Genomic DNA, 21,062 nt, shown 5'->3' on the forward strand with positions numbered 1-21,062 from the left:
TGCGCCATACCCAACTTGCTTGACGTGCATCAATCAAAAACAAAAAAACCGGAGGCTGGGCTCCGGCTTGGGTGCGGGGTCTTGCCCGGTGGCGCTGCGCTTACGCGGGCCTACGTGTATTGTAGGTCGGGTAAGCGTTAGCGCCACCCGACAATTAGAGGTTATCGCCGTTGCTCGCAATCACCTGCTTATACCAGTCGAACGATTTTTTCTTGCTGCGGTTCAGGGTGCCGTTACCTTCGTTATCTTTATCGACAAAGATAAAGCCGTAGCGTTTTTTCATTTCGCCCGTTCCGGCAGACACCAGGTCGATACAGCCCCACGGGGTATAGCCCATCAGATCCACGCCATCCTCCACCACCGCTTTTTTCATCTCGCGGATGTGTGCGGAAAGGTAATCGATGCGGTACTGGTCGTTCACCGTGCCGTCGCTCTCCTGCACGTCGATCGCGCCAAAGCCGTTCTCAACGATAAACAGCGGCAGCTGGTAGTGATCCCAGAACCAGTTCAGGGAGTAGCGCAGCCCGACCGGATCAATCTGCCAGCCCCAGTCGGATTTCTGCACGTACGGGTTGGAGACCAGGCTCTTGCTCTCGTCGTAGTCCAGCGCCGGGTTATCTGCCGTCGCTTTGGTGGCGAAAGACATGTAGTAGCTGAACCCGATGTAATCCACGCAACCCTGCTTCAGCGCCGCCTTATCTTCTTCGGTGATATCCAGCGCGAAGCCGCGACGTTCGAAGTAGTTGAGCAGATGCTGCGGATATTTGCCGCGCACGTGAACTTCGGTAAACCAGTAGCGACGGTGCATAGCGTTCATCGCCATCATCATGTCGTCCGGCGCACAGGTCAGCGGGTAGATGGGGCACATGGCAATCATGCAGCCGATCTGCAGCGACGGGTTAATCTCGCGGCCCGCCTTCACCGCCAGGGCGCTGGCCACCAGTTCGTAGTGCGCCGCCTGGAACATCACCGGCTCGCGGTCTTCACCTGGCGCGTACTTCAGCCCGGAGTTGGTAAATGGCGCAAAGTCTTCGTGGAAGTTGGCCTGGTTGTTGATCTCGTTAAAGGTCATCCAGTACTTCACTTTATGCTGGTAGCGCTCAAAAACGACCTTTGCAAAACGCACGAAGAAGTCGATCAGCTTACGGTTGCGCCAGCCGCCGTATTCCGTCACCAGGTGGAACGGCATCTCAAAGTGGGAAAGCGTGATAACCGGTTCGATGCCGTACTTCAGGCATTCGTCGAACAGATCGTCATAGAATTTCAGGCCCGCCTCGTTCGGCTCCAGCTCGTCGCCTTTCGGGAAGATACGCGTCCAGGCGATGGAGGTACGGAAGCATTTGAACCCCATCTCGGCAAAGAGTTTGATGTCTTCTTTATAACGGTGGTAGAAATCGATAGCCTCATGGTTAGGGTAGTTTTTCCCCTCCAGCACGCCGTTGGTGATTTCACGCGGCACGCCGTGGGCGCCCGCGGTCATGACGTCGGCAACGCTTACGCCCTTACCGCCCTCTTTCCAGCCGCCCTCAAGCTGGTGCGCCGCAACGGCCCCACCCCACAGAAAATCTGCTTTGAATCCTGACATTCGCTTTCCCTCATTCTGCGTTATTTTCTGCAAAAACAATTACAGAAACCGGTTTCAGTTCGATGATGTGCAAAGGGGATATTCGTTGCAAGCAGAACGCCGAAACCGGTTTCATTTTCGTGAACGGAGTCAAGTTTGGCTGCATTTGCGGGCTATACAGAAAAAAAGATCCCCACGTCCAGAATAGGCTCGCAAACGTTTGCCTGGACTGTTAGAATTGCGCCGATTTTTCTTACTAGCTATGCAATCGCGTGGGGATTTAAGCCGTGACCAACAAAACTTCTCTCAGCTACAAAGATGCCGGTGTTGATATTGACGCAGGTAATGCGCTGGTTGACCGAATCAAAGGTGTGGTGAAGAAAACCCGCCGCCCGGAAGTGATGGGTGGTCTGGGTGGATTCGGCGCACTGTGCGCGCTGCCGCAAAAATATCGTGAACCTGTTCTGGTCTCGGGTACTGACGGCGTAGGCACCAAGCTGCGCCTGGCGATGGATTTAAAACGTCATGACACGATCGGTATCGATCTGGTTGCGATGTGTGTGAACGACCTGGTGGTTCAGGGCGCAGAGCCGCTGTTCTTCCTCGATTACTACGCGACCGGCAAACTGGATGTGGATACCGCAGCCAGCGTCATTAACGGTATCGCCGAAGGCTGTCTGCAGTCCGGCTGTGCGCTGGTGGGCGGTGAAACCGCTGAAATGCCGGGCATGTACCACGGCGAAGATTATGACGTCGCGGGCTTCTGCGTCGGCGTAGTAGAAAAATCAGAAATTATCGACGGCAGCAAAGTGGCCGATGGCGATGTGCTGATCGCGCTGGCCTCCAGCGGCCCGCACTCTAACGGCTACTCTCTGGTGCGTAAAATCCTCGAAGTAAGCGGCTGCGACCCGCTGACCACCGAGCTGGACGGTAAACCGCTGGCCGACCATCTGCTGGCCCCAACCCGCATCTACGTGAAAAACGTGCTGGAGCTTATCGAGAACGTTGACGTTCACGCTATTGCTCACCTGACCGGCGGCGGCTTCTGGGAAAACATCCCGCGCGTGCTGCCGGACAACACCCAGGCGGTGATCGACGAATCCTCATGGCAGTGGCCAGCCGTCTTTAACTGGCTGCAGACTGCAGGCAACGTGAGCTCTCACGAAATGTACCGTACCTTTAACTGCGGCGTGGGCATGGTTATCGCCCTGCCGGCAAGCGAAGCGGATAAAGCGGTTAAGCTGCTGACCGAGAAAGGTGAAAACGCGTGGAAAATCGGTACGATTAAAGCCTCCGATTCCGAACAGCGTGTGGTCATTGAATGAAAAACATCGTGGTGCTCATTTCCGGCAACGGAAGCAATTTGCAGGCCATCATTGACGCCTGCAAACAGAAGAAAATCAATGGCACCATTCGGGCAGTTTTCAGCAACAAGGCCGACGCGTTCGGCCTTGAGCGCGCGCGGGAAGCGAACATTCCCGCTCACGCGCTGGAAGCCAGCCAGTTCGCCGGACGTGAAGCCTTTGACCGCGAGCTGGTGCAGGAGATTGACGCCTACGCGCCCGACCTCGTGGTGCTGGCGGGCTATATGCGTATTCTGAGCCCGGCCTTCGTCGAACACTACGCCGGTCGACTGCTGAATATTCACCCTTCCCTGCTGCCAAAATATCCCGGCCTGCATACCCATCGTCAGGTGCTGGAAAACGGTGACGAGGAGCACGGTACCTCCGTCCATTTCGTGACCGACGAGCTGGACGGTGGCCCGGTGATCCTGCAGGCGAAAGTCCCGGTCTTTGACGGCGACAACGAAGACGACGTGACCGAACGCGTGCAGACGCAGGAGCACGCCATTTACCCGCTGGTGGTAAGCTGGTTTGTCGACGGGCGTCTCGAAATGCGCGACGGCGCAGCCTGGCTGGATGGCGTGAAGTTGCCCCCGCAGGGTTATGCGGCCGAAGAGTAGTTTGCTATGTCGGGTGGCGCTTCGCTTACCCGATATTCCCTCCCCCAACCCGCTAAATTCCCCAACAAAAAAAATAACTGTCATACTTTTCTGGCACTGTTGGACATATCGTGGAAATGCTCGCCATAATAAGGACGAGACGGATTTACCACGTCCTGTGATTGAACTGGAGTGTGAGCTGTAATGGGTCAGGAAAAGTTATATATCGAGAAAGAGCTAAGCTGGTTAGCATTTAACGAACGTGTACTCCAGGAAGCGGCAGACAAAAGTAACCCGCTGATCGAACGCATGCGTTTTTTAGGCATTTATTCCAACAACCTGGATGAGTTCTACAAGGTTCGCTTTGCCGAGCTGAAAAGACGAATCATCATCAGCGAAGAACAGGGCTTAAACTCGCACTCGCGGCATCTGCTGGGCAAAATCCAGTCCCGCGTGCTGAAAGCCGATCAGGAATTTGACGGCCTGTATAACGAACTGCTGCTGGAGATGGCGCGCAATCAAATCTTCCTGATTAACGAACGTCAGCTTTCCGTTAACCAACAAAACTGGCTGCGCCACTACTTTAAACAGTACCTGCGCCAGCACATTACCCCGATTCTCATCAACCGCGAAACCGATCTGGTGCAGTTCCTGAAGGATGACTACACCTACCTGGCGGTGGAAATTATTCGCGGTGAATCCATCCGTTATGCCCTGCTGGAGATCCCGTCCGACAAGGTGCCGCGCTTTGTGAACCTGCCGCCGGAAACCCCGCGCAGACGCAAGCCGATGATCCTGCTGGATAACATCCTGCGCTACTGTCTGGACGACATTTTCAAAGGCTTCTTCGATTACGATGCGTTAAACGCCTACTCGATGAAGATGACCCGTGACGCCGAATATGACCTGGTGCACGAGATGGAAGCCAGCCTGATGGAGCTGATGTCCTCCAGCCTGAAACAGCGCCTGACGGCCGAGCCGGTGCGCTTTGTCTATCAGCGCGACATGCCGGACGCCATGGTGGAGATGCTGCGCGAGAAGCTAACCATTTCGCGCTATGACTCCATCGTGCCGGGTGGCCGTTACCACAACTTTAAAGACTTCATTGGCTTCCCGAACGTTGGCAAAGCCAATCTGGTGAACAAACCGCTGCCGCGCCTGCGTCATATCTGGTTCGATAAGTTCCGCAACGGATTCGACGCCATCCGCGAGCGCGACGTGCTGCTCTACTACCCGTACCACACCTTTGAACACGTGCTGGAGCTGCTGCGTCAGGCCTCGTTCGACCCGAACGTGCTGGCGATCAAAATCAACATCTACCGCGTGGCAAAAGATTCCCGCATCATCGACGCGATGATCCACGCGGCACACAACGGCAAAAAAGTCACCGTGGTGGTTGAGCTGCAGGCGCGCTTCGACGAAGAGGCGAACATTCACTGGGCGCGCCGCCTGACGGAAGCGGGCGTGCACGTGATCTTCTCCGCGCCGGGTCTGAAAATTCACGCCAAGCTGTTCCTGATCTCGCGTAAAGAGGGTGATGACGTGGTGCGCTATGCCCACATCGGCACCGGGAACTTTAACGAAAAAACTGCGCGGATTTATACCGACTACTCGCTCTTAACCGCTGACGCCCGCATTACCAACGAAGTGCGCCGGGTCTTTAACTTTATCGAAAACCCGTACCGCCCGGTGAGCTTCGACTATCTGCTGGTCTCACCGCAGAACTCGCGCCGCCTGCTGTACGATATGATCGATAAAGAGATCGCCAATGCCCAGAAAGGCTTGTCGTCCGGCATCACGCTGAAGCTTAACAACCTGGTCGATAAAGGGCTGGTGGACAGGCTGTACGCGGCGTCCAGCTCCGGCGTGCCGGTAAACCTGCTGATCCGCGGCATGTGCTCGCTTATTCCGGAACTGGAAGGCATCAGCGACAATATTCGCGTTATCAGCATCGTTGACCGCTACCTGGAGCACGATCGGGTCTATATTTTCGATAATGCGGGCGATAAGCAGGTCTATCTCTCTTCGGCAGACTGGATGACGCGCAATATTGACTATCGAATTGAAGTCGCGACGCCGCTGCTGGATCCGCGTCTGAAACAGCGTATCCTCGATATTATCGAGATCCTGTTCAGCGATACGGTGAAGGCGCGCTATATCGACAAAGAACTCAGTAACCGCTACGTACCGCGCGGCAACCGCCGTAAAGTGCGGTCACAGCTGGCGATTTACGACTATATCAAATCACTCGAGCAACCCGATTAACCTATGCCGATAAATGATAAGACCCCACGCCCGCAGGAATACGCCGCGGTCGATCTTGGCTCTAACAGTTTTCACATGGTCATCGCCCGTGAGGTGGATGGCGCGCTGCAGATCATCGGTCGTCTGAAGCAGCGCGTACACCTGGCGGATGGGCTTGATGAGCGCAGCATGCTCAGCGAAGAGGCGATGGAGCGCGGTTTAAACTGCCTGTCGCTGTTTGCCGAACGCCTGCAGGGCTTCTCGCCCTCCAGCGTTTGCATCGTGGGCACCCACACGCTGCGCCAGGCGCTGAACGCGCCGGAGTTCCTCAAGCGGGCCGAAAAAGTGATCCCCTACCCGATTGAGATCATCTCCGGAAACGAGGAGGCGCGTCTGATTTTCATGGGTGTTGAACATACCCAGCCGGAAAAAGGGCGCAAGCTGGTGATCGACATCGGCGGTGGTTCTACGGAGCTGGTGATCGGCGAAGACTTTGAGCCGCGCCTGGTGGAGAGCCGTCGCATGGGCTGCGTCAGCTTCGCGCAGATGTACTTCCCCGGCGGCACCATTACCCGTGAAAACTTCCAGCGGGCGAAAATGGCTGCGATCCAGAAGCTGGAGAATCTGGCCTGGCAGTACCGCATTCAGGGCTGGAACGTGGCGCTGGGCGCGTCGGGCACCATCAAGGCGGCGCATGAAGTGCTGCTGGCGATGGGTGAAAAAGACGGTTTTATCACGCCTGAACGCCTGACCCTGCTGACCGAAGAGGTGCTGAAGCATAAAAGTTTTGACGCCCTAAGCCTGCCGGGGCTTTCCGACGAGCGTAAGGCAGTCTTCGTGCCGGGCCTGGCTATTCTCTGCGGCGTGTTTGACGCCCTGGCGATTAAAGAGCTGCGCCTTTCCGACGGCGCGCTGCGTGAGGGGGTGCTGTATGAAATGGAGGGCCGCTTCCGCCATCAGGACATTCGCAGCCGCACCGCGCAGAGCCTGGCCAACCAGTACAACATCGACCGCGAGCAGGCGAAGCGCGTGCTGGAAACCACGGTGCAGATGTACGAGCAGTGGCAGGAGCAGAACCCCAAGCTGGCGCACCCGCAGCTTGCCGCGCTGCTGAAATGGGCCGCGATGCTGCACGAGGTGGGGCTGAACATCAACCACAGCGGGATGCACCGCCATTCAGCGTATATTCTGCAAAACAGCGATCTGCCCGGCTTCAACCAGGAGCAGCAAACCATGATGGCGACCCTGGTGCGCTATCACCGTAAAGCCATCAAGCTCGACGATCTGCCGCGCTTCACGCTGTTTAAGAAAAAGCAGTTCCTGCCGCTTATTCAGCTGCTGCGCCTGGGCGTGCTGCTGAACAATCAGCGTCAGGCCACCACCACACCGCCGACGCTGAAGCTGAAAACCGACGATCACCACTGGACGCTGAGCTTCCCGCACGACTGGTTCAGCCAGAACGCGCTGGTCCTGCTGGACCTGGAAAAAGAGCAGCAGTACTGGGAAGCGGTCACCGGCTGGATGCTCAAAATCGAGGAAGATAGCGCCGACGTCGCCGCGTAACGGCTCAGGCGTCCGCCGTGGACGCCTCTGCTTCCAGCAGTGACTCAAGCGGTGCCGGTCTGCCAATCAGATAGCCCTGCACATAATCAATCCCTAGCGCGTGCACCGCGCTACGTATCTCTTCGGTCTCGACATATTCCGCCACCACCAGCATCTTCTTCATGCGCGCCAGATGACAGATAGAGGCCACAATCTGGTAATCCAGACTGTTGTTGACGATATTGCGGATGAAATCGCCGTCGATTTTGAGAATGTCCGCATCCACGCTTTTCAGCCGCGCATAGCTCGCATAGCCGGTACCAAAATCATCGATCGCAATGCGTACCCCCATTTTCTGCAGCTGCCGCAGGATGTGGAGCCCCTGCTCCGCGTTGCAGAAGGTGCTGCACTCCGTCACTTCAAAGATCAGCTGCCACGGCTCAATGGCATATTTCGCCAGCAGGCGACTCACCTCAAGCGGGAACTGCACCCGACACACCGTTGAAGGGGCCAGATTAATGGCAAAGCGCTGGCCGGGCAGCCGTTCGCGATGCGCGGCGAGGAAGCGCAGCGTATGCTCCAGCACCCACAAATCTACCCGCGAAGAGAGGCCAAACTCCTGGGCTATCGGCAGGAATTGTTCAGGGGAGATCAACAGCCCGTTTGCATCAGTCATCCGCAGCAAGACCTCATGATACCTATCGCCACGCAGGCCGCGTACGGGCTGAACGAGCAGCGTGAATGCGTTGTTATCCAGCGCACGCTGCAGGCGACTCATCACCGCGACTTTATCCTTCAGGCTACGCTGCAGATGGACGGCGCCGCGCTGCTGAAGATTTTCCGGGTGGTTAGAGGAGAGCGATAGATCGGCCACCACCCCCAGCTCACCCAGCACCAGATAGAGGTGGTTAACCGGCGAACGCACATAGCAGTAGCTCACCCCCACCTGCGGCTGCAGCGGCATGCCGTCCCAGACAAAGCGGAACTGCTTGATGTGCTCGTCCAGGGTTTCAATCCGCTGCTGGTGCGATTCGGCGTTAAGGCGAACCGCCATGTCACAGCCCGTCAGGTGATAGACCTGCTCATTGGGCTGGAGCGTGCCGTTAATCCATTGCGCCAGCTGCTGTTTGTACTGAATGCGCAGTAACACGCCATAGTTACGGCCCAGAATTTCAAGCTCCGGAACGCGGAGTAAACAGAGCGCCGACCACGGGTTTTTCGCCAGATCGCGCGAGAGCGCCCGCAGGTTAGGCATATGCAGAACCGGGTCGAGCAGCGCCAGCCTGCGGGAGCGTTTGTTCACCGCCCGCTGCCGGGTCGCCAGCATCGACATGTAGATCACCACAAACGAGAAGACCAGATAGCTGGAAGAGGTGATTGCCAGCTGAATGTCGTACCCCTGGTTCACGGGGATATAGCGGTAAAAATAGTGAATAGACACCAGCAGTATCGGGATCCAGATAAGCGAAATCAGCTTATAGCCAAAGCGCATCGCTCCCCAGAGCATCACCGGCATCAGCAGCGACAGGGTGTAGTTAGTGGTGAAAATCGAACTGTTTTCATTCATCGGCAGCAGCAGGAGCGAAAGCAGCCCGGCAAGCGCAATGGCCCAAATCAGAAACTCAGCGCGCGTCACCTTTTTGTCTATCTGGGTACGGATCTGCGAGATGAGGCTTTTGAGATAGCGCGGATGACGAATCAGGCGGATCAGCAGATAACTTAACGGCACGCCCGTCAGACCGCTGACCAGCAAGGCCTGATAGTTGATCAGCGTGCGAATGTTGAGGGGGTTAAGCCCTGCCAGGCTCTGGCGACTTTCATACACGCCCAGATACACCGCAAACTGAAACAACAGCAGAAACAGCGTCGCGGGGCAGAAGGCCTGCCAGAAGATGCGCTGCGCCATCAACCGTACGTCGCCATACGCCGTCATATTGCGTCTGGGCGCAAACACCCGGTAGCCGCCCCAGCTAAGCACTATAGGGATAATAAAATGGAGCACGCCGGCGACAGTTTCAAACATCCCGACCGACGGGTAATAGCGGATAAACAGCGACAACACGATCCCGGGAAGGGCTTCCAGACCAAAAAACATCATCAGCGAAAGCAAAAACGAGAGCGGTAAATAATAAAGTGCCGCTATCCCGTCGCCCAGATGCGTGAATGTATTCGCCACGCTCAGTACGGGAAGTAAAACCACCGGTAAAATAAGCGGCAATACCCACCAGCGGTGTTGATTCTTTTTCAGGAAAGCAAAAATGTTCATAGATGCCCGGTTAAACCCCTTTTTCTCCAGAAGGAAAATAATGACAGGCATCCAACCTGACCTGGCGCCGCCCGACGACGTGCGGGGCGAACGGTATGGAGGAGGGATTTTAAATATCAGGGCCGGGAATCCGTTGACATAAATCAAACTATTTTACGCAAATAAGCTTTGAACAGCGTTTTTTTGAAATAATTTTCTTCATATTATCAATATGGTAAATGCAAATATTAATTTCAATAACAATAATTAATGTAAACGTTGACGGTTATTTACACATGACGCAATTGACCCTCTCTTTCCGCTGTGCCTTAATATCCCCGTCGCCCAGAAGGGCATGCCCAGGAAAAAGAAGAGTGAGTCAGGCCACGCGTATGCGCAAACGACAACGTTTTAACACCCGGATGACCCGCATTATACTGCTCATCAGCTTTCTGTTTTTCTTTGGCCGCTTCGTTTACTCTTCCATCGGCGCCTGGTATCACCATCAGGACAAAATCCAGTCGCAGCAGTCCAGCCTGAACGTCGACGCCGCTGACCGCTAGCCCTGCGATGGGTTTTGCACCAGCCGAATAATCCCCGCGATCCCTTTGCTGAGGATCTTGTCCTGCCGCATCACGATGGCGAGCTGGCGCTGCAGCACGGGCGTGAGCGACATGACGCAGAGCCCTTCACGGTCAGCGTCATGCTCAACCGCCATTCGCGGAACGATACTGTAGCCGAGCCCCACCCGAACCATACGCTTAATCGCCTCAATGCTGCCAAGCTGCATCACCGGCGCGATCGCTAACCCATTGGCCGCAAACCAGCCATCAATGAGCGCCCGGGTACCGCTGCCAGACTCAAAGGCGATCAGCGGCTGGGCATGGAGCGCCTCCGGGGTTAACTCCCTGAAAGCATCCTGCTGTTCCCGCGACGCGATAAAAACAAACTCCTCGTCCATCACCGGCATAACGTCCAGCGCTCTGCCGCTGACCGGCAGCGTCACCAGCCCCATATCGAGACGGTTCTCTTCAATGGCCCTGACGATATCGAGGGTGTTGCCCGTTGTTACGCCCACCCGCAGGAGCGGATAGTCGCGGCGCAGCTGCTCCAGCAGGGGCGGCAGAAGGTGGATACAGGCCGTCGCCCCCGTGCCAAGAGTAATGGTCCCGCTGACATCGTGGCTGAACGCGCTCACGGACCGCAGGGTTTCGTCCACAACCTGCTGAATGCGCTCTCCGTGAACCAGCAGTGACTCTCCTGCCGCCGTGGCCTTAATGCCCCGCCCGGTACGCTCCACCAGCCGCGTTTGCAGAAACTGCTCCAGCTGACGTATTTGCAGACTAACGGCGGGCTGGGAAATGCCCAGCAGATCCGCCGCCGCCGAAAAGCTGCCGCGCTGGATCACCAGACGGAACGTCGCGAGATAGCCAAGGTTAAGCGTCGTCATTCAAAGTTTCTCTTATACAGCGCATAAGGTTGCAGGCCTGCCAGCACAATACCGCGCTCGCTATGCTCAGGACAACTGCATAACGGAATGAAAAACAATGGAAACACCTGCCCTGCCTCGTCGCCTTGCCCTTACTGCCGGATGTAATCAGCTTATCAACTGGGGGATCTCGTTTTATCTGCCCGGCACCTTTGCGCGGGCAATTTCGGCCGACCGGGGGTGGTCAGCGCCGCAGATTTACCTCGGCCTGACGCTGGCGATGCTGGTGATGGCCGCGGTCTCCCCTTTCGTCGCCCGTCTGCTGGCACGCTTTGGCGGACAGAAAGTGGTAATGGGCGGAACGCTGCTGATCGCCGCAAGCTGCGCCGGTATGGCGTATACCCGGACGCTGTCTGGCTGGTACGGCGCCTGGCTACTGTGCGGCATCGGGATGCGTCTGTCGCTGTACGATGCGCTGTTCGCCGCGCTGGTCAACCTCTACGGGCAGCAGGCGCGAAGAACGATCTCACGCGTCACGCTGGCGGGCGGGCTGGCGTCTGCCGTCTTCTGGCCGCTGGGCGATTGCCTGCTGCACATCATGAGCTGGCAGGACGCGTTACGCATTTATGCCCTGCTTGGCCTGCTGAGCGCAGTGCTGATCCGCACGCTTCCCCGGCAGCGGTTGACGGAAAACACGAAGGCCATCGCGCCGCCCCTGCGCAACGAGCGGCGTAACGCCTGGCTTTATGCGGCCTTCATCGCCCTTATCACCTTTGTCTCTAACGGCACCTCCACCCATCTGCCGGAGTTTATTGCCCACTTTGGCCTGCCGGTCGCCATCGGCATGCTGTGGGGGATCGGCCAGACGGGCGCGCGCTCGCTGGAGGTGCTGGCAGGCGGCCGCTTAACCCCCTTCAAACTCACGCTCTTCACCGCCCTCGCCATGCCGCTCTGCTTTATTCTGGGGATGAGCAGCCCCCTCTTTGCGTGGTGTGCGGCCGGGTTTGTGCTGGGCTACGGCGCCATCAACGGGCTGGTCACCATAGTAAAAGCCACGCTGCCACTGGAGCTGTTTAGCACGGAAAGCTATGCCCGCCGCACGGGTATGCTGCTTATCCCGGGCCAGCTGATGGCCGCAGCCGCACCGTTTGCCTATGCGTGGCTGAACAAAACGCTGGGGATCGCGGGTGCAATGGGAGTGTCGACGGGGTTAACGCTGGTGATTGCCGGGCTGGCGATAGCGATCGTGCGACATCCCGGTAGGCAAACTGTATCGCACTGTATCCCGCGCGACGCGCTGACAAACGGGTACAAAACGCCCCCTCCGGCAAATATCTCCGATACATAAAAATGGTTTTCTTTCCCTGTCGTCATTCAGAACTGATGAGGAGAGAACCATGATTCGTCGTTACGCAATTTTACCCCTGCTCGTCCTGGCCTCTGTAACACATGCCCAGGCCACGCCGCTGGACAACCTGAGCGCCGCGGACGTTAACGGCCCTGCCGCCGTTGCGCCGGTGGAACACCCGCAGCCGCCCGCCAGGCTGATCGTCGATCCCCCGCTCCCGGGCCCGCTGAGCAAAGGCGCGGTGTTTATTCAGTACCGGGCCGAAAACCTGCGCATCGAGCCGGTATTCGGCCCCGAGGCGCTCAAGGTGACCCCGCGCATCGGGCACATTCACGTGGTGGTGGACGGCGCGCCGTGGCACTGGGCTGACGCCAGCGGCGAGCCGGTGATCCTTGTGGGGCTGCCCGCCGGCAAGCACAAGGTAACGATCATCCTGGCTGACCCGACGCACAAGCCGCTCGACCACAAAACCATTGAATTTACCGTCCCGCCCCACGCGGCGATCCACCATTTTTAAGGAGTCTGAACATGAAAGCACTGTCTGTACTGACGGCGGGCCTGCTGGCGCTTTCTGCCAGCGCCTTCGCGGAAAATAAAACCAGTGTCGTGCTGGTGCACGGCGCGTTTGCCGACGGCAGCAGCTGGAATAAGGTGATAACCCTTCTGCAGAAACAGCACGCAGAGGTCATTGCCGTCCAGCTCCCGCTCACCTCCCTTAAGGATGATGTTGCCGCCACAAAACGGGCCATCGCCCGGGCGCATGGCGACGTGGTGCTGGTAGGCCACTCCTGGGGCGGCACCGTGATTAGCGAGGCGGGCAACGATGCACGGGTAAAATCGCTGGTCTATGTGGCGGCGTTCGCGCCGGATTCCGGCCAGTCGACGGCGGATCTGGCAGGTAGCTTCCCTCCGCCGCCGGGTAGCGCGGGCATCGCTAAAACGGCGGACGGCTATTTATACCTGCCGACAGAAGCCGTCAGGAAGGACTTCGCGCCTGACGTGAAGCCGGGTGAACAAAACGCTATCGCGGCCACGCAGGGGCCCATTAAGGCCGATGCGTTTGGTGAAAAGGTGACTCACGCGGCGTGGCATGATAAACCGAGCTGGTTTGTGGTCAGCAAGCATGACCGGATGATCAACCCCGACCTGGAACGTGCGATGGCGAAGGCGATACATGCGAAAACCACCGAGGTGGCCGCGAGCCACGTGTCGATGGTGAGTCAGCCGGAGGCCATCGCCCGGACGATTGAGCAGGCGAGGCGGACGCACTGAGGACAATTCGCCCGGCGGCGCTACGCTTGCACAAACCTACGATTTCGTAGGCCGGGTAAGCGCAGCGCCACCCGACAAGAAAGGCCGTCTCAGCCCCCCCTCTCTGCGGGATAATCGCGATTAATCCACGCGTGGTCCTCTTCCCAGGTGAACATCCATTTGCGCACCGGACCGGCCATCACGTTGAGGTAGTAGCTGTCATACCCGGCCATCGTCGCCACCGGATGATACCCCTTCGGCACCATCACCACGTCACGGTTGTAGACCGCCATACACTCATCCAGCGTTCTGTCGTCAGTGTAGACGCGCTGCATGCAGAACCCCTGCTCCGGGTTGAGGCGATGGTAGTAGGTCTCCTCCAGGTAGGTCTCCTGCGGCGGGTTATCCGTGTCATGCTTGTGGCTCGGGTACGAGCTGGTACAGCCCTCGTTAGTCCAGACCTCCACCACCAGCAGGCTGTCGGCGGGCTTGTCTTCCGGCAGAATGTTGTGCACGTAGCGCTGGTTGTGCCCCTTGCCGCGCGCTTCAGCGTCGATATCCTGCGGGGCAATCAGCCGCGTCGGGTACGAGCCCTTGCCCGGCGCGGCGCAGACCGCCAGCTCCAGCCCCGTCAGCGCCTTCACCTGCACCGTCTCCTGCGGGGTGACGTATACCGCCCACGGTTTGATGCGCTCGAAGGGGCTCATCCGCTCTCCGATATCGTTAAACTGCGCGGAAGGAGTGGTGATAGAGGCGCGCCCGGCGACCAGCACCAGGCAGCGCTCTTCCCTGACGGCGGGCAGCGTCAGCGTCTGCCCCTCCTGCAGCTCATACGCCTCAAACCCGACGTACCCCCACCCTGCGCGTTCCGGGGTGACGGACTGAGTGCGCCCCTCCGCGTTCGGCTGCTGCCAGCGTGATAACAGACGTGACATGTCACCTCCTCAAATAAGCCCGGCGTCGCGCGCCAGGCGGCTCAGGTTGTTATACCCCAGACGAGCGTAGGTCAGCGGATGGGCAATCGCCGGATCCTGCTCGGCCTCCACCACCAGCCAGCCGCGATAGTCCTGCGCCTTCAGCAGACTCATGATCGGCGGGTAATCGACGCAGCCGTCGCCCGGCACGGTAAACACGCCGCTCAGCACCGCATCGAGGAAGCTGGTTTTGCGGTTTTTCACGTCCGCCAGCACGTCGGCGCGCACGTCTTTGCAGTGAACGTGGTTGATGCGCGACGCCCAGCGCTGCGCCACCGACAGCGGATCGGCCCCGGCAAAGGTCAGGTGACCGGTGTCCAGCAGCAGTCCCACCGCCTCTCCGGTGTGGGTCATCAGGTTGTCCACGTCTTCGTCGGACTCAATCACCGTACCCATGTGATGATGGTAAGCAATCTGGACTCCCTGTTGCTGCGTGTAGCGGGCAAATTCGGTGAGCTTCTCGCCGTACTCCTTCCAGCGCGCCTGAGGGAAGCGCGGACGCAGATGCACCGGGGTCTGCTGCTCGCCGTGAATGCAGCCGCTCACTTCCGCAAAGACCAGCACCTTCGCCCCCAGCTCGCGCAGCAGCGTCAGGTGCGGCTGCACGGCGGCGATCTCCGCCTCCACGCTGCGCTCCAGCAGGCGGCCGGAGTACCAGCCGGAGACCAGCTGCAGGTCGTGGCGCTGCAAAATCGGGCCAAGCAGGCGCGCTTCGCGCGGAAATTTGTTGCCCAGCTCGAAGCCGGCAAAACCGGCCTCTTTCCCTTCGCTCAGGCAGGTCTCCAGCGAGGTTTCCGCGCCGAGGGAAGGCAGATCGTCGTTCGTCCACGTCAGCGGGTTAATGCCTAATTGCACACTCATTGTTATCTCCATTATGCGTGTCCGCGCTCGCGCCACCAGGCGATAAGCTGCAGGTAGTTGTCCCGGATGCGCGCCACCAGCTGCGCATCGTCAATATCGTGCTTCAGCCACGCGCGGGAGGCGTCGCCAAACAGCGTGCGCCCCACGGCGAAGCCTTTAACCAGCGGCTGCCCCGCTGCGGCCTTGAAGCCCGCGCGCAGCTGTTCCGCCGGAGCGTCCAGACCGAGGATCACTACCCCGCGGCAGTGCGGGTCCCGGCGTTCGATAATCTCGCCGAGCGCCGTCCAGCCGTCGGCGGAAAGCGGCGGCAGCTTCCACCAGTCCGGGTAAATGCCCAGGTTGTAGAAGCGGGAAATGGCGCGCAGGTAGAGCTCGTCGCTGCGCGGCATGCTGGCGGGCAGGATCACCTCCAGCAGCAGCTCGTGCCCGGACCGGCAGCAGGCGTGGTACACCTCAGCGATTTTCTGCTCCTGCTCCAGGCGCAGGCCGTGGGCGTCTTCCGGGTGGAAGAAGACCAGGCACTTCACCACGTGCTCCTGCGGCCAGCTGATAAGCTGGGTGCCGATGTTGCCGTGCTCCATCTCCAGCGGCCGGGAGCCCGGCAGCTCAATGGGGCGACCAATCCACCACCCTTCCCCGGTGATCGCGTTCAGCGCGTCCTGACCAAAGGTGCCGTCGCACAGCAGGCCGGCTTTGCCCTCAAGCCCGGCGCGGCTCGCCGCCTCGCGGCTGGCCTGCAGGATCAGCTGCTTCAGCGCCGGAATGCGCTTAAGCGACGCGCCGCACTGCATAGCCATATCCTCAAGCTGGCTGCGGTGATCGAAGGCCATGACGCACAGCTCCGGCCATTCGCGGCGGCGGGTGGTGACCCGGTGGAGATGGTTAAGACGCGGGTCAAGATCCGGGCGCGGCACAACCGCAGCGCGGGAGAGATAGTCATCCAGCTCGATTTTGCTCGGCATCGCCGGGGCGCAGCCGTGGCGCGAGACCACCAGCGCGCCGCAGGCGTTGGCGTAGCGGCACGCCTGCTCCCAGCCCTCGTCGTTCAGGTAGCCGCGCAGCAGGCCAGACATAAACGCGTCCCCCGCCCCGAGAACGTTCAGCACCTCCACGCGCACGCCGGTCACCGTCAGGCCGTCGTCCAGCCGGGACGGAATGGCGTCGGTATAGACCGAGCAGCCCAGCGCGCCGCGCTTGCAGACCAGCGTTGCTTCACTGACGGTGCGCACTCGCCCCAGCGCCTGCAGGGTATCCGTGCTGCCGCCCGCAATGTGGAACTCCTCTTCGGTGCCGACAATGACGTCGAAAAGGTGCAGTACCTCCTGCAGCTCGCGGGTGACCTGGTCGGCGGCGATAAAGCGCGTTTCGCCGTCGCCTAAGGAGGTGAGCCCCCACAGCACCGGACGGTAGTCGATGTCCAGCACCGTGCGCACGCCGTGACGGCGGGCATAGCCCAGCGCCGTCAGCACCGCCTCGCGGGTCTGCGGATGAGAAAGATGGGTCCCGGTGATGGCAAGACAACGTGCGGAGGCAATGTAGCTTTCATCCACATCGCTGGCGGTAATCGCCATATCCGCGCAGTTATCGCGATAAAAAATCAGAGGAAAGGTGTCCCGGTCTTTAATGCCGAGTAGCACCAGCGCCGTGAGGCGCTCTTTATCGGTAATCAGATGGCTGGTATCGCAGCCTACCTGGTTGAGCTCTTCGCGCAGGAAGCGGCCCATATGTTCATCGCCGACGCGCGCCAGCATCGACGAGCGCAGGCCCTGGCGCGCGGTGCCGTACGCCACGTTGCCGGAGGATCCGCCAAGGTATTTGGCGAAGCTCGACACGTCCTCCAGGCGGGCACCAATCTGCTGACTATAGAGGTCTACCGCCACGCGGCCCATGCATATCACATCAAACTGCTTTTCCACGTTGATACCTCATCAGACAATGTCGTTCACGTTCAGCCAGCGGCCCTGCAGGTGCGAGAGCGCAATCGCGTCCAGCACGCGCGACACCTTCCAGCCCTCTTCGAAGTCCGGCCACATCGGCGCGTCGGCGGCAATCCCGTCCACCAGGTCGCGCACCTCCACCGTTTTTTGATCGTTAAAGCCAATTCCGTGGCCTGCGCCCATGCAGAACGCGGCGTAGTCCGGGTGCGCCGGGCCGACGAGCAGCGTGCGGAATCCCTGACGGTTCACCGGATCGTCATGCAGATAGAGCTTTAGCTCCGCCATGCGCTCCTGGGTGAAGCTGATGGCGCCCTTCGTCCCGGTGATCACGTACGAGAGCCCCATCTTGCGGCCGCAGGCGACGCGGGAGGTTTCAATGACACCCTGCGCCCCGCCCGCGAAGCGCACCATCGCGTGGGCCTGATCCTCGTTTTCCACCGCAATCATCTCTGACGATCCGGCCTTCGCCGGGCGCGCCGGGACCACGATCTTCAGATCGCCGCAGACCTGCTCGATATCGCCCACCAGGTACTGAGCCATATTGACGATATGCGCCGCGAGGTCGCCCAGCGCGCCCAGCCCGGCGGTCTCTTTAAAGCAGTGCCAGTGGATGGGCGACAGCGGGTCGGCCATATAGTCTTCGTTGTGGGTGCCGTAGAAGTGGATCACATCGCCAATCTCGCCGCGGCCGATAATCTCCTTCGCCAGCTGCGCCGTCGGGTTCTTCATGTAGTTGAACCCCACCAGCGTTTTCACCCCGGCCCGCTTCGCGGCGTCGACCATCTCGCGCGCGTCGTGGGCGTTAAGCGCCAGCGGCTTCTCCGAGTAGACGTGCTTGCCGTGGCGGATCGCCTCCAGCGCCATCTCTTTATGCAGGTGGTTGGGTGAGCAAATATCCACCACGTCAATGGCCGGGTCGGCCACCAGCGCCCGCCAGTCTCCCGTTGAACGGTTAAAGCCAAACGCCCGGGCGCGCTCTGCCGCCAGCTCCGGCGTGACTTCCGCCACCATCTCGCGCACCAGCCTGCCGCGCAGGTTGAACACCGTCGGAGCTTGGGCATAGGCGATAGCGTGCGCCTTGCCGATATACCCGGTGCCAATCAATCCAATACGAACCTCTTTCATCACGATCCTCACAGTGCGCCGCGACGGCTCTTGGCGTAGGTATCAAACGCCACCGCCAAAACGATAATTAACCCGGTGATAATCTGCTGGTAGTAAGCCGAGACGTTCATCAGCACCAGGCCGTTAATCAGAATGCCCATAATGATGGAGCCGATAATGGTGCCGCCGATGCGCCCGTAGCCGCCCATCAGCGAGGTGCCGCCAATCACCACCGAGGCGATGACGCGCAGCTCAAAGGAGATCCCGGCCACCGCCTCGGCGCTACCCAGACGCGCGCTCAGGATGAAGCCCGCCAGCCCGGCCAGACAGCCGATCAGTACGTAGACGCTGACGAGCACGCGCTTGACGTTAACCCCCGCCAGGCGCGCCGCCTCCGGGTTGCCGCCGATGGCGTAGACGAAGCGGCCCCAGCGGGTTTTATGCAGCGCCAGATAGCCGCCGATGGCGACGATGGCGAAGATCCAGATCGGAATGGAGATGCCGAGCAACTCCCCGCGTCCCCACCAGCGGTAGCCAGGGTCGAAACCGGCAATCGGCGCGCCGTCGTTGATCACCAGCGTCAGGCCGCGCCAGATGGTCATCCCGCCGAGGGTGACGATAAACGGCGGCAGACGCAGGCGGGTGACGCCCAGGCCGTGCAGGAAGCCAATCGCCGTGCCCATCGCCAGACAAATCCCCAGCCCGATCAGCCAGCTCATGCCGCCCCAGGCGTTCGGGTCGACGGTGGTGAAGTTATCGCCCTTAATAACGTACGCCGCGGTCATGGCGCACACCGCCAGAATGGAGCCCACGGAGAGGTCGATCCCGGCGGTCAGAATGACGAAGGTCATCCCCACGGCCATGATCCCGTAGATTGAGACTTCGGTCAGGATGTTGAAAATATTGCGTTCAGAGAAAAAGTTGCTGTTCTGCGACTGGAAGAAGATCAGCAGCAGAATCATGAAAATCAACACCCCGAAGCGCTCGAAGAAGGCGATGGGATCGATGCGTCCGGCGCGTTTGACCGGGGCCTGCGTTTTAGAAATCATCTGCGTCATGAGAAACTCCGTTATGCCGCGTTCAGGGCGTTGTGGTTGATGGCCATCATCGTCATCAGCCGTTCTTCGTTAGCGTCGTCACCGTGGATCTCGCCGGTCACCCGGCCTTCGCTGAGGGTGATGATCCGGTCAGACACCGCCATCACTTCAGGCAGATCGGAGGAGATCACGATCACCGCCACGCCTTTTTTCGCCATGTCAAACAGCACCTGGTGCACTTCCGATTTGGTCCCCACGTCGATGCCGCGCGTCGGCTCATCGACGATCAGCACCCGCGGGTTGAGCGCCATGCAGCGCGCGAGGATCACCTTCTGCTGGTTACCGCCAGAGAGCTTGCGCACCTCCTGCGCGCTGTTGACCATTTTGATCTGCAGGGCCTGCCGGTAGGACTCAATCAGATCGTCCTCTTTGCGGGTGTTCACGAACCAGCGCCACTGCAGCAGCGAGGAGAGGCACGAGAGCGACAGGTTGTCGCGAATCGACAGCCCGAGCACCGCCCCCTCTTTTTTACGGTCTTCGGGCACCAGCGCCACGCCCTGGTCGAGGGCATACAGCGGGTCGCGCGGCTGGTACGGCACGCCGTCCAGCTCAAAGCTCCCGGAGGTAAAGGCGTCTGCGCCAAACAGGCAGCGGGCCACCTCGGTGCGTCCCGCGCCCACCAGCCCGGCAATCCCTAAGACCTCCCCGGCATGGACGTGGAAGCTGATGTCGTGCAGGGCGATGCCGTGCGGATCCAGCGGCGGCTTTTCGCGGCTCAGCCCCTTCACCGCCAGGCGGACGGGTTTGTCTTGATGATGGGTTTCGCTGGCGGGGCGACGGTTAAAGGCCACGTCGCGCCCGACCATCAGGCGGATCAGCTGTTCGACGTTGGTCTCCGCCACCGCGCCGGTGCCGGTGAAGCGGCCGTCCTGAAATACGGTGAAGCGATCGCAGAGCTGGAAAACTTCGTGCAGGCGGTGGGTAACGTAAATAATGCTCACGCCGCGGTTTTTAAGCTCCCGCACCACGCGGTGCAGGCTTTCCACCTCGCTGTCGCTCAGCGCGGCGGAAGGTTCGTCCATGATGATCAGGCGAGCGTTGAGGGTCAGCGCCCGGGCGATCTCCACCATCTGCTGCTGGGCCACGCTCAGACGGGCGACCGGCGTGGTCGGCGCAACGTTTAGCTGCAGGTAATCGAGAATGACCTGCGCCTCCTGGTTTACCGCCCTTTCGTCGACGATCAGGTTCCGTTTACGCGGCTCGCGCCCGAGAAACATGTTTTCCGCGACGGTCATGTTGGGCAGCAGGTTGAATTCCTGATAGATGGTGATAATGCCCTTGTTCTGCCGTTCCACCGGGGAGTCGTCCACCGGCAGCATTTCGCCGTTGAACCAGATATCCCCGCGGGTTTGCGGCTGCGCGCCCGCAAGCGCCTTTAGCAGCGTAGATTTTCCCGCTCCGTTTTCCCCCAGCAGGGCGTGGATCTCCCCCGCGCCGACGGTCAGCTGGGCGCTGCTTAGCGCCCAGACGCCGGAAAAGCTTTTTGCCAGGTCGGTCACTTTCAGTAAGGGTTGCGACATCGGT

At 59.7% G+C, this 21,062-nt stretch carries 17 protein-coding genes; 8 read left to right on the plus strand and 9 right to left on the minus strand.

All coding sequences use genetic code 11. The features are described 5' to 3' along the window. Window positions 1–154 precede the first annotated feature (154 nt). Entirely contained in the window at window positions 155–1,585 is a 1,431-nt protein-coding gene (locus tag HBA26_RS02620) for a 6-phospho-beta-glucosidase (protein WP_126345913.1), read from the minus strand. A 266-nt stretch (window positions 1,586–1,851) separates the two neighbouring features. On the opposite strand from HBA26_RS02620, the gene purM reads away from it, so the two are divergent. The 4 genes from purM (at window position 1,852) to ppx (ending at window position 7,313) form a co-directional block, all read left to right on the plus strand. Next, window positions 1,852–2,889: a phosphoribosylformylglycinamidine cyclo-ligase gene (purM, locus tag HBA26_RS02625; RefSeq protein ID WP_008501643.1), complete on the plus strand. Its 1,038-nt coding sequence runs from the start codon at window positions 1,852–1,854 to the stop codon at window positions 2,887–2,889. Further along, entirely contained in the window at window positions 2,886–3,527 is a 642-nt protein-coding gene (purN, locus tag HBA26_RS02630; protein ID WP_028014032.1) for a phosphoribosylglycinamide formyltransferase, read from the plus strand. Before purM ends, purN begins: the two co-directional genes overlap by 4 nt. Window positions 3,528–3,710: 183 nt before the next feature. Beyond that, window positions 3,711–5,771 carry a polyphosphate kinase 1 gene (ppk1, locus tag HBA26_RS02635; protein ID WP_028014033.1) on the plus strand — a complete coding sequence of 687 codons (2,061 nt, stop codon included), beginning with the start codon at window positions 3,711–3,713 and terminating at the stop codon, window positions 5,769–5,771. 3 nt (window positions 5,772–5,774) lie between these two features. Beyond that, the gene (gene ppx, locus HBA26_RS02640; protein WP_028014034.1) at window positions 5,775–7,313 is read left to right on the plus strand and encodes an exopolyphosphatase; all 1,539 of its coding nucleotides are present in this window, start codon (window positions 5,775–5,777) and stop codon (window positions 7,311–7,313) included. Between the two features lie 4 nt (window positions 7,314–7,317). Here ppx and HBA26_RS02645 read toward each other — a convergent pair whose 3' ends face one another. Next, a complete protein-coding gene (locus tag HBA26_RS02645; protein WP_126345912.1) occupies window positions 7,318–9,558 on the minus strand; it encodes an EAL domain-containing protein in 2,241 nt (746 codons plus the stop codon). Window positions 9,559–9,929: 371 nt separating this feature from the next. On the opposite strand from HBA26_RS02645, the gene HBA26_RS02650 reads away from it, so the two are divergent. Next, complete coding sequence (locus HBA26_RS02650; protein WP_166720753.1) at window positions 9,930–10,100, plus strand: YfgG family protein; 171 nt, start codon at window positions 9,930–9,932, stop codon at window positions 10,098–10,100. On the opposite strand, the gene HBA26_RS02655 is transcribed toward HBA26_RS02650, so the two are convergent. Then, a complete protein-coding gene (locus HBA26_RS02655; protein WP_045631007.1) occupies window positions 10,097–10,987 on the minus strand; it encodes a LysR family transcriptional regulator in 891 nt (296 codons plus the stop codon). The genes HBA26_RS02650 and HBA26_RS02655 overlap by 4 nt on opposite strands. 97 nt (window positions 10,988–11,084) lie before the next feature. On the opposite strand from HBA26_RS02655, the gene HBA26_RS02660 reads away from it, so the two are divergent. Genes HBA26_RS02660 through HBA26_RS02670 form a run of 3 tightly spaced genes read left to right on the plus strand, consistent with a single transcriptional unit; the run spans window position 11,085 to window position 13,586 of the window. Then, window positions 11,085–12,314 carry an MFS transporter gene (locus HBA26_RS02660; protein ID WP_126345911.1) on the plus strand — a complete coding sequence of 410 codons (1,230 nt, stop codon included), beginning with the start codon at window positions 11,085–11,087 and terminating at the stop codon, window positions 12,312–12,314. A gap of 49 nt (window positions 12,315–12,363) precedes the next feature. Next, window positions 12,364–12,831 (plus strand): DUF6130 family protein, encoded by a 468-nt coding sequence (locus HBA26_RS02665; RefSeq protein ID WP_126345910.1) that lies wholly within the window; start codon window positions 12,364–12,366, stop codon window positions 12,829–12,831. A gap of 11 nt (window positions 12,832–12,842) precedes the next feature. Further along, window positions 12,843–13,586 carry an alpha/beta hydrolase gene (locus HBA26_RS02670; RefSeq protein WP_049136743.1) on the plus strand — a complete coding sequence of 248 codons (744 nt, stop codon included), beginning with the start codon at window positions 12,843–12,845 and terminating at the stop codon, window positions 13,584–13,586. Window positions 13,587–13,675: 89 nt separating this feature from the next. On the opposite strand, the gene iolB is transcribed toward HBA26_RS02670, so the two are convergent. Genes iolB through HBA26_RS02700 form a run of 6 tightly spaced genes read right to left on the minus strand, consistent with a single transcriptional unit; the run spans window position 13,676 to window position 21,058 of the window. After that, entirely contained in the window at window positions 13,676–14,500 is an 825-nt protein-coding gene (iolB, locus tag HBA26_RS02675) for a 5-deoxy-glucuronate isomerase (RefSeq protein ID WP_126345909.1), read from the minus strand. A 9-nt stretch (window positions 14,501–14,509) separates the two neighbouring features. After that, window positions 14,510–15,400, minus strand: a complete 891-nt coding sequence (iolE, locus tag HBA26_RS02680; protein WP_047368083.1) for a myo-inosose-2 dehydratase — start codon at window positions 15,398–15,400, stop codon at window positions 14,510–14,512. An 11-nt stretch (window positions 15,401–15,411) separates the two neighbouring features. Continuing rightward, window positions 15,412–17,316, minus strand: coding sequence for a 5-dehydro-2-deoxygluconokinase (gene iolC, locus HBA26_RS02685; RefSeq protein ID WP_063437010.1), 1,905 nt, complete (start codon window positions 17,314–17,316; stop codon window positions 15,412–15,414). 12 nt (window positions 17,317–17,328) lie between these two features. Beyond that, on the minus strand, window positions 17,329–18,462 hold the full coding sequence (locus HBA26_RS02690; RefSeq protein ID WP_126345908.1) for a Gfo/Idh/MocA family oxidoreductase: 1,134 nt from the start codon (window positions 18,460–18,462) through the stop codon (window positions 17,329–17,331). 8 nt (window positions 18,463–18,470) lie between these two features. Next, window positions 18,471–19,499 (minus strand): ABC transporter permease, encoded by a 1,029-nt coding sequence (locus HBA26_RS02695; protein WP_010433895.1) that lies wholly within the window; start codon window positions 19,497–19,499, stop codon window positions 18,471–18,473. A gap of 11 nt (window positions 19,500–19,510) precedes the next feature. Further along, on the minus strand, window positions 19,511–21,058 hold the full coding sequence (locus HBA26_RS02700) for a sugar ABC transporter ATP-binding protein (RefSeq protein ID WP_028014046.1): 1,548 nt from the start codon (window positions 21,056–21,058) through the stop codon (window positions 19,511–19,513). Between the last annotated feature and the right edge of the window lie 4 nt (window positions 21,059–21,062).

Source organism: Enterobacter sp. 725m/11 (genome assembly GCF_011683705.1).
GTDB lineage: Bacteria > Pseudomonadota > Gammaproteobacteria > Enterobacterales > Enterobacteriaceae > Enterobacter > Enterobacter bugandensis.

Coding starts and splice junctions, on each gene's coding strand:
- HBA26_RS02620 (WP_126345913.1), bottom strand. CDS start 1,585: ATGTCAGGATTCAAAGCAGATTTTCTGTGGGGTGGGGCCGTTGCGGCG.
- purN (WP_028014032.1), top strand. CDS start 2,886: ATGAAAAACATCGTGGTGCTCATTTCCGGCAACGGAAGCAATTTGCAG.
- ppk1 (WP_028014033.1), top strand. CDS start 3,711: ATGGGTCAGGAAAAGTTATATATCGAGAAAGAGCTAAGCTGGTTAGCA.
- ppx (WP_028014034.1), top strand. CDS start 5,775: ATGCCGATAAATGATAAGACCCCACGCCCGCAGGAATACGCCGCGGTC.
- HBA26_RS02645 (WP_126345912.1), bottom strand. CDS start 9,558: ATGAACATTTTTGCTTTCCTGAAAAAGAATCAACACCGCTGGTGGGTA.
- HBA26_RS02650 (WP_166720753.1), top strand. CDS start 9,930: ATGCGCAAACGACAACGTTTTAACACCCGGATGACCCGCATTATACTG.
- HBA26_RS02655 (WP_045631007.1), bottom strand. CDS start 10,987: ATGACGACGCTTAACCTTGGCTATCTCGCGACGTTCCGTCTGGTGATC.
- HBA26_RS02660 (WP_126345911.1), top strand. CDS start 11,085: ATGGAAACACCTGCCCTGCCTCGTCGCCTTGCCCTTACTGCCGGATGT.
- HBA26_RS02665 (WP_126345910.1), top strand. CDS start 12,364: ATGATTCGTCGTTACGCAATTTTACCCCTGCTCGTCCTGGCCTCTGTA.
- HBA26_RS02670 (WP_049136743.1), top strand. CDS start 12,843: ATGAAAGCACTGTCTGTACTGACGGCGGGCCTGCTGGCGCTTTCTGCC.
- iolB (WP_126345909.1), bottom strand. CDS start 14,500: ATGTCACGTCTGTTATCACGCTGGCAGCAGCCGAACGCGGAGGGGCGC.
- iolE (WP_047368083.1), bottom strand. CDS start 15,400: ATGAGTGTGCAATTAGGCATTAACCCGCTGACGTGGACGAACGACGAT.
- HBA26_RS02690 (WP_126345908.1), bottom strand. CDS start 18,462: ATGAAAGAGGTTCGTATTGGATTGATTGGCACCGGGTATATCGGCAAG.
- HBA26_RS02695 (WP_010433895.1), bottom strand. CDS start 19,499: ATGACGCAGATGATTTCTAAAACGCAGGCCCCGGTCAAACGCGCCGGA.
- HBA26_RS02700 (WP_028014046.1), bottom strand. CDS start 21,058: ATGTCGCAACCCTTACTGAAAGTGACCGACCTGGCAAAAAGCTTTTCC.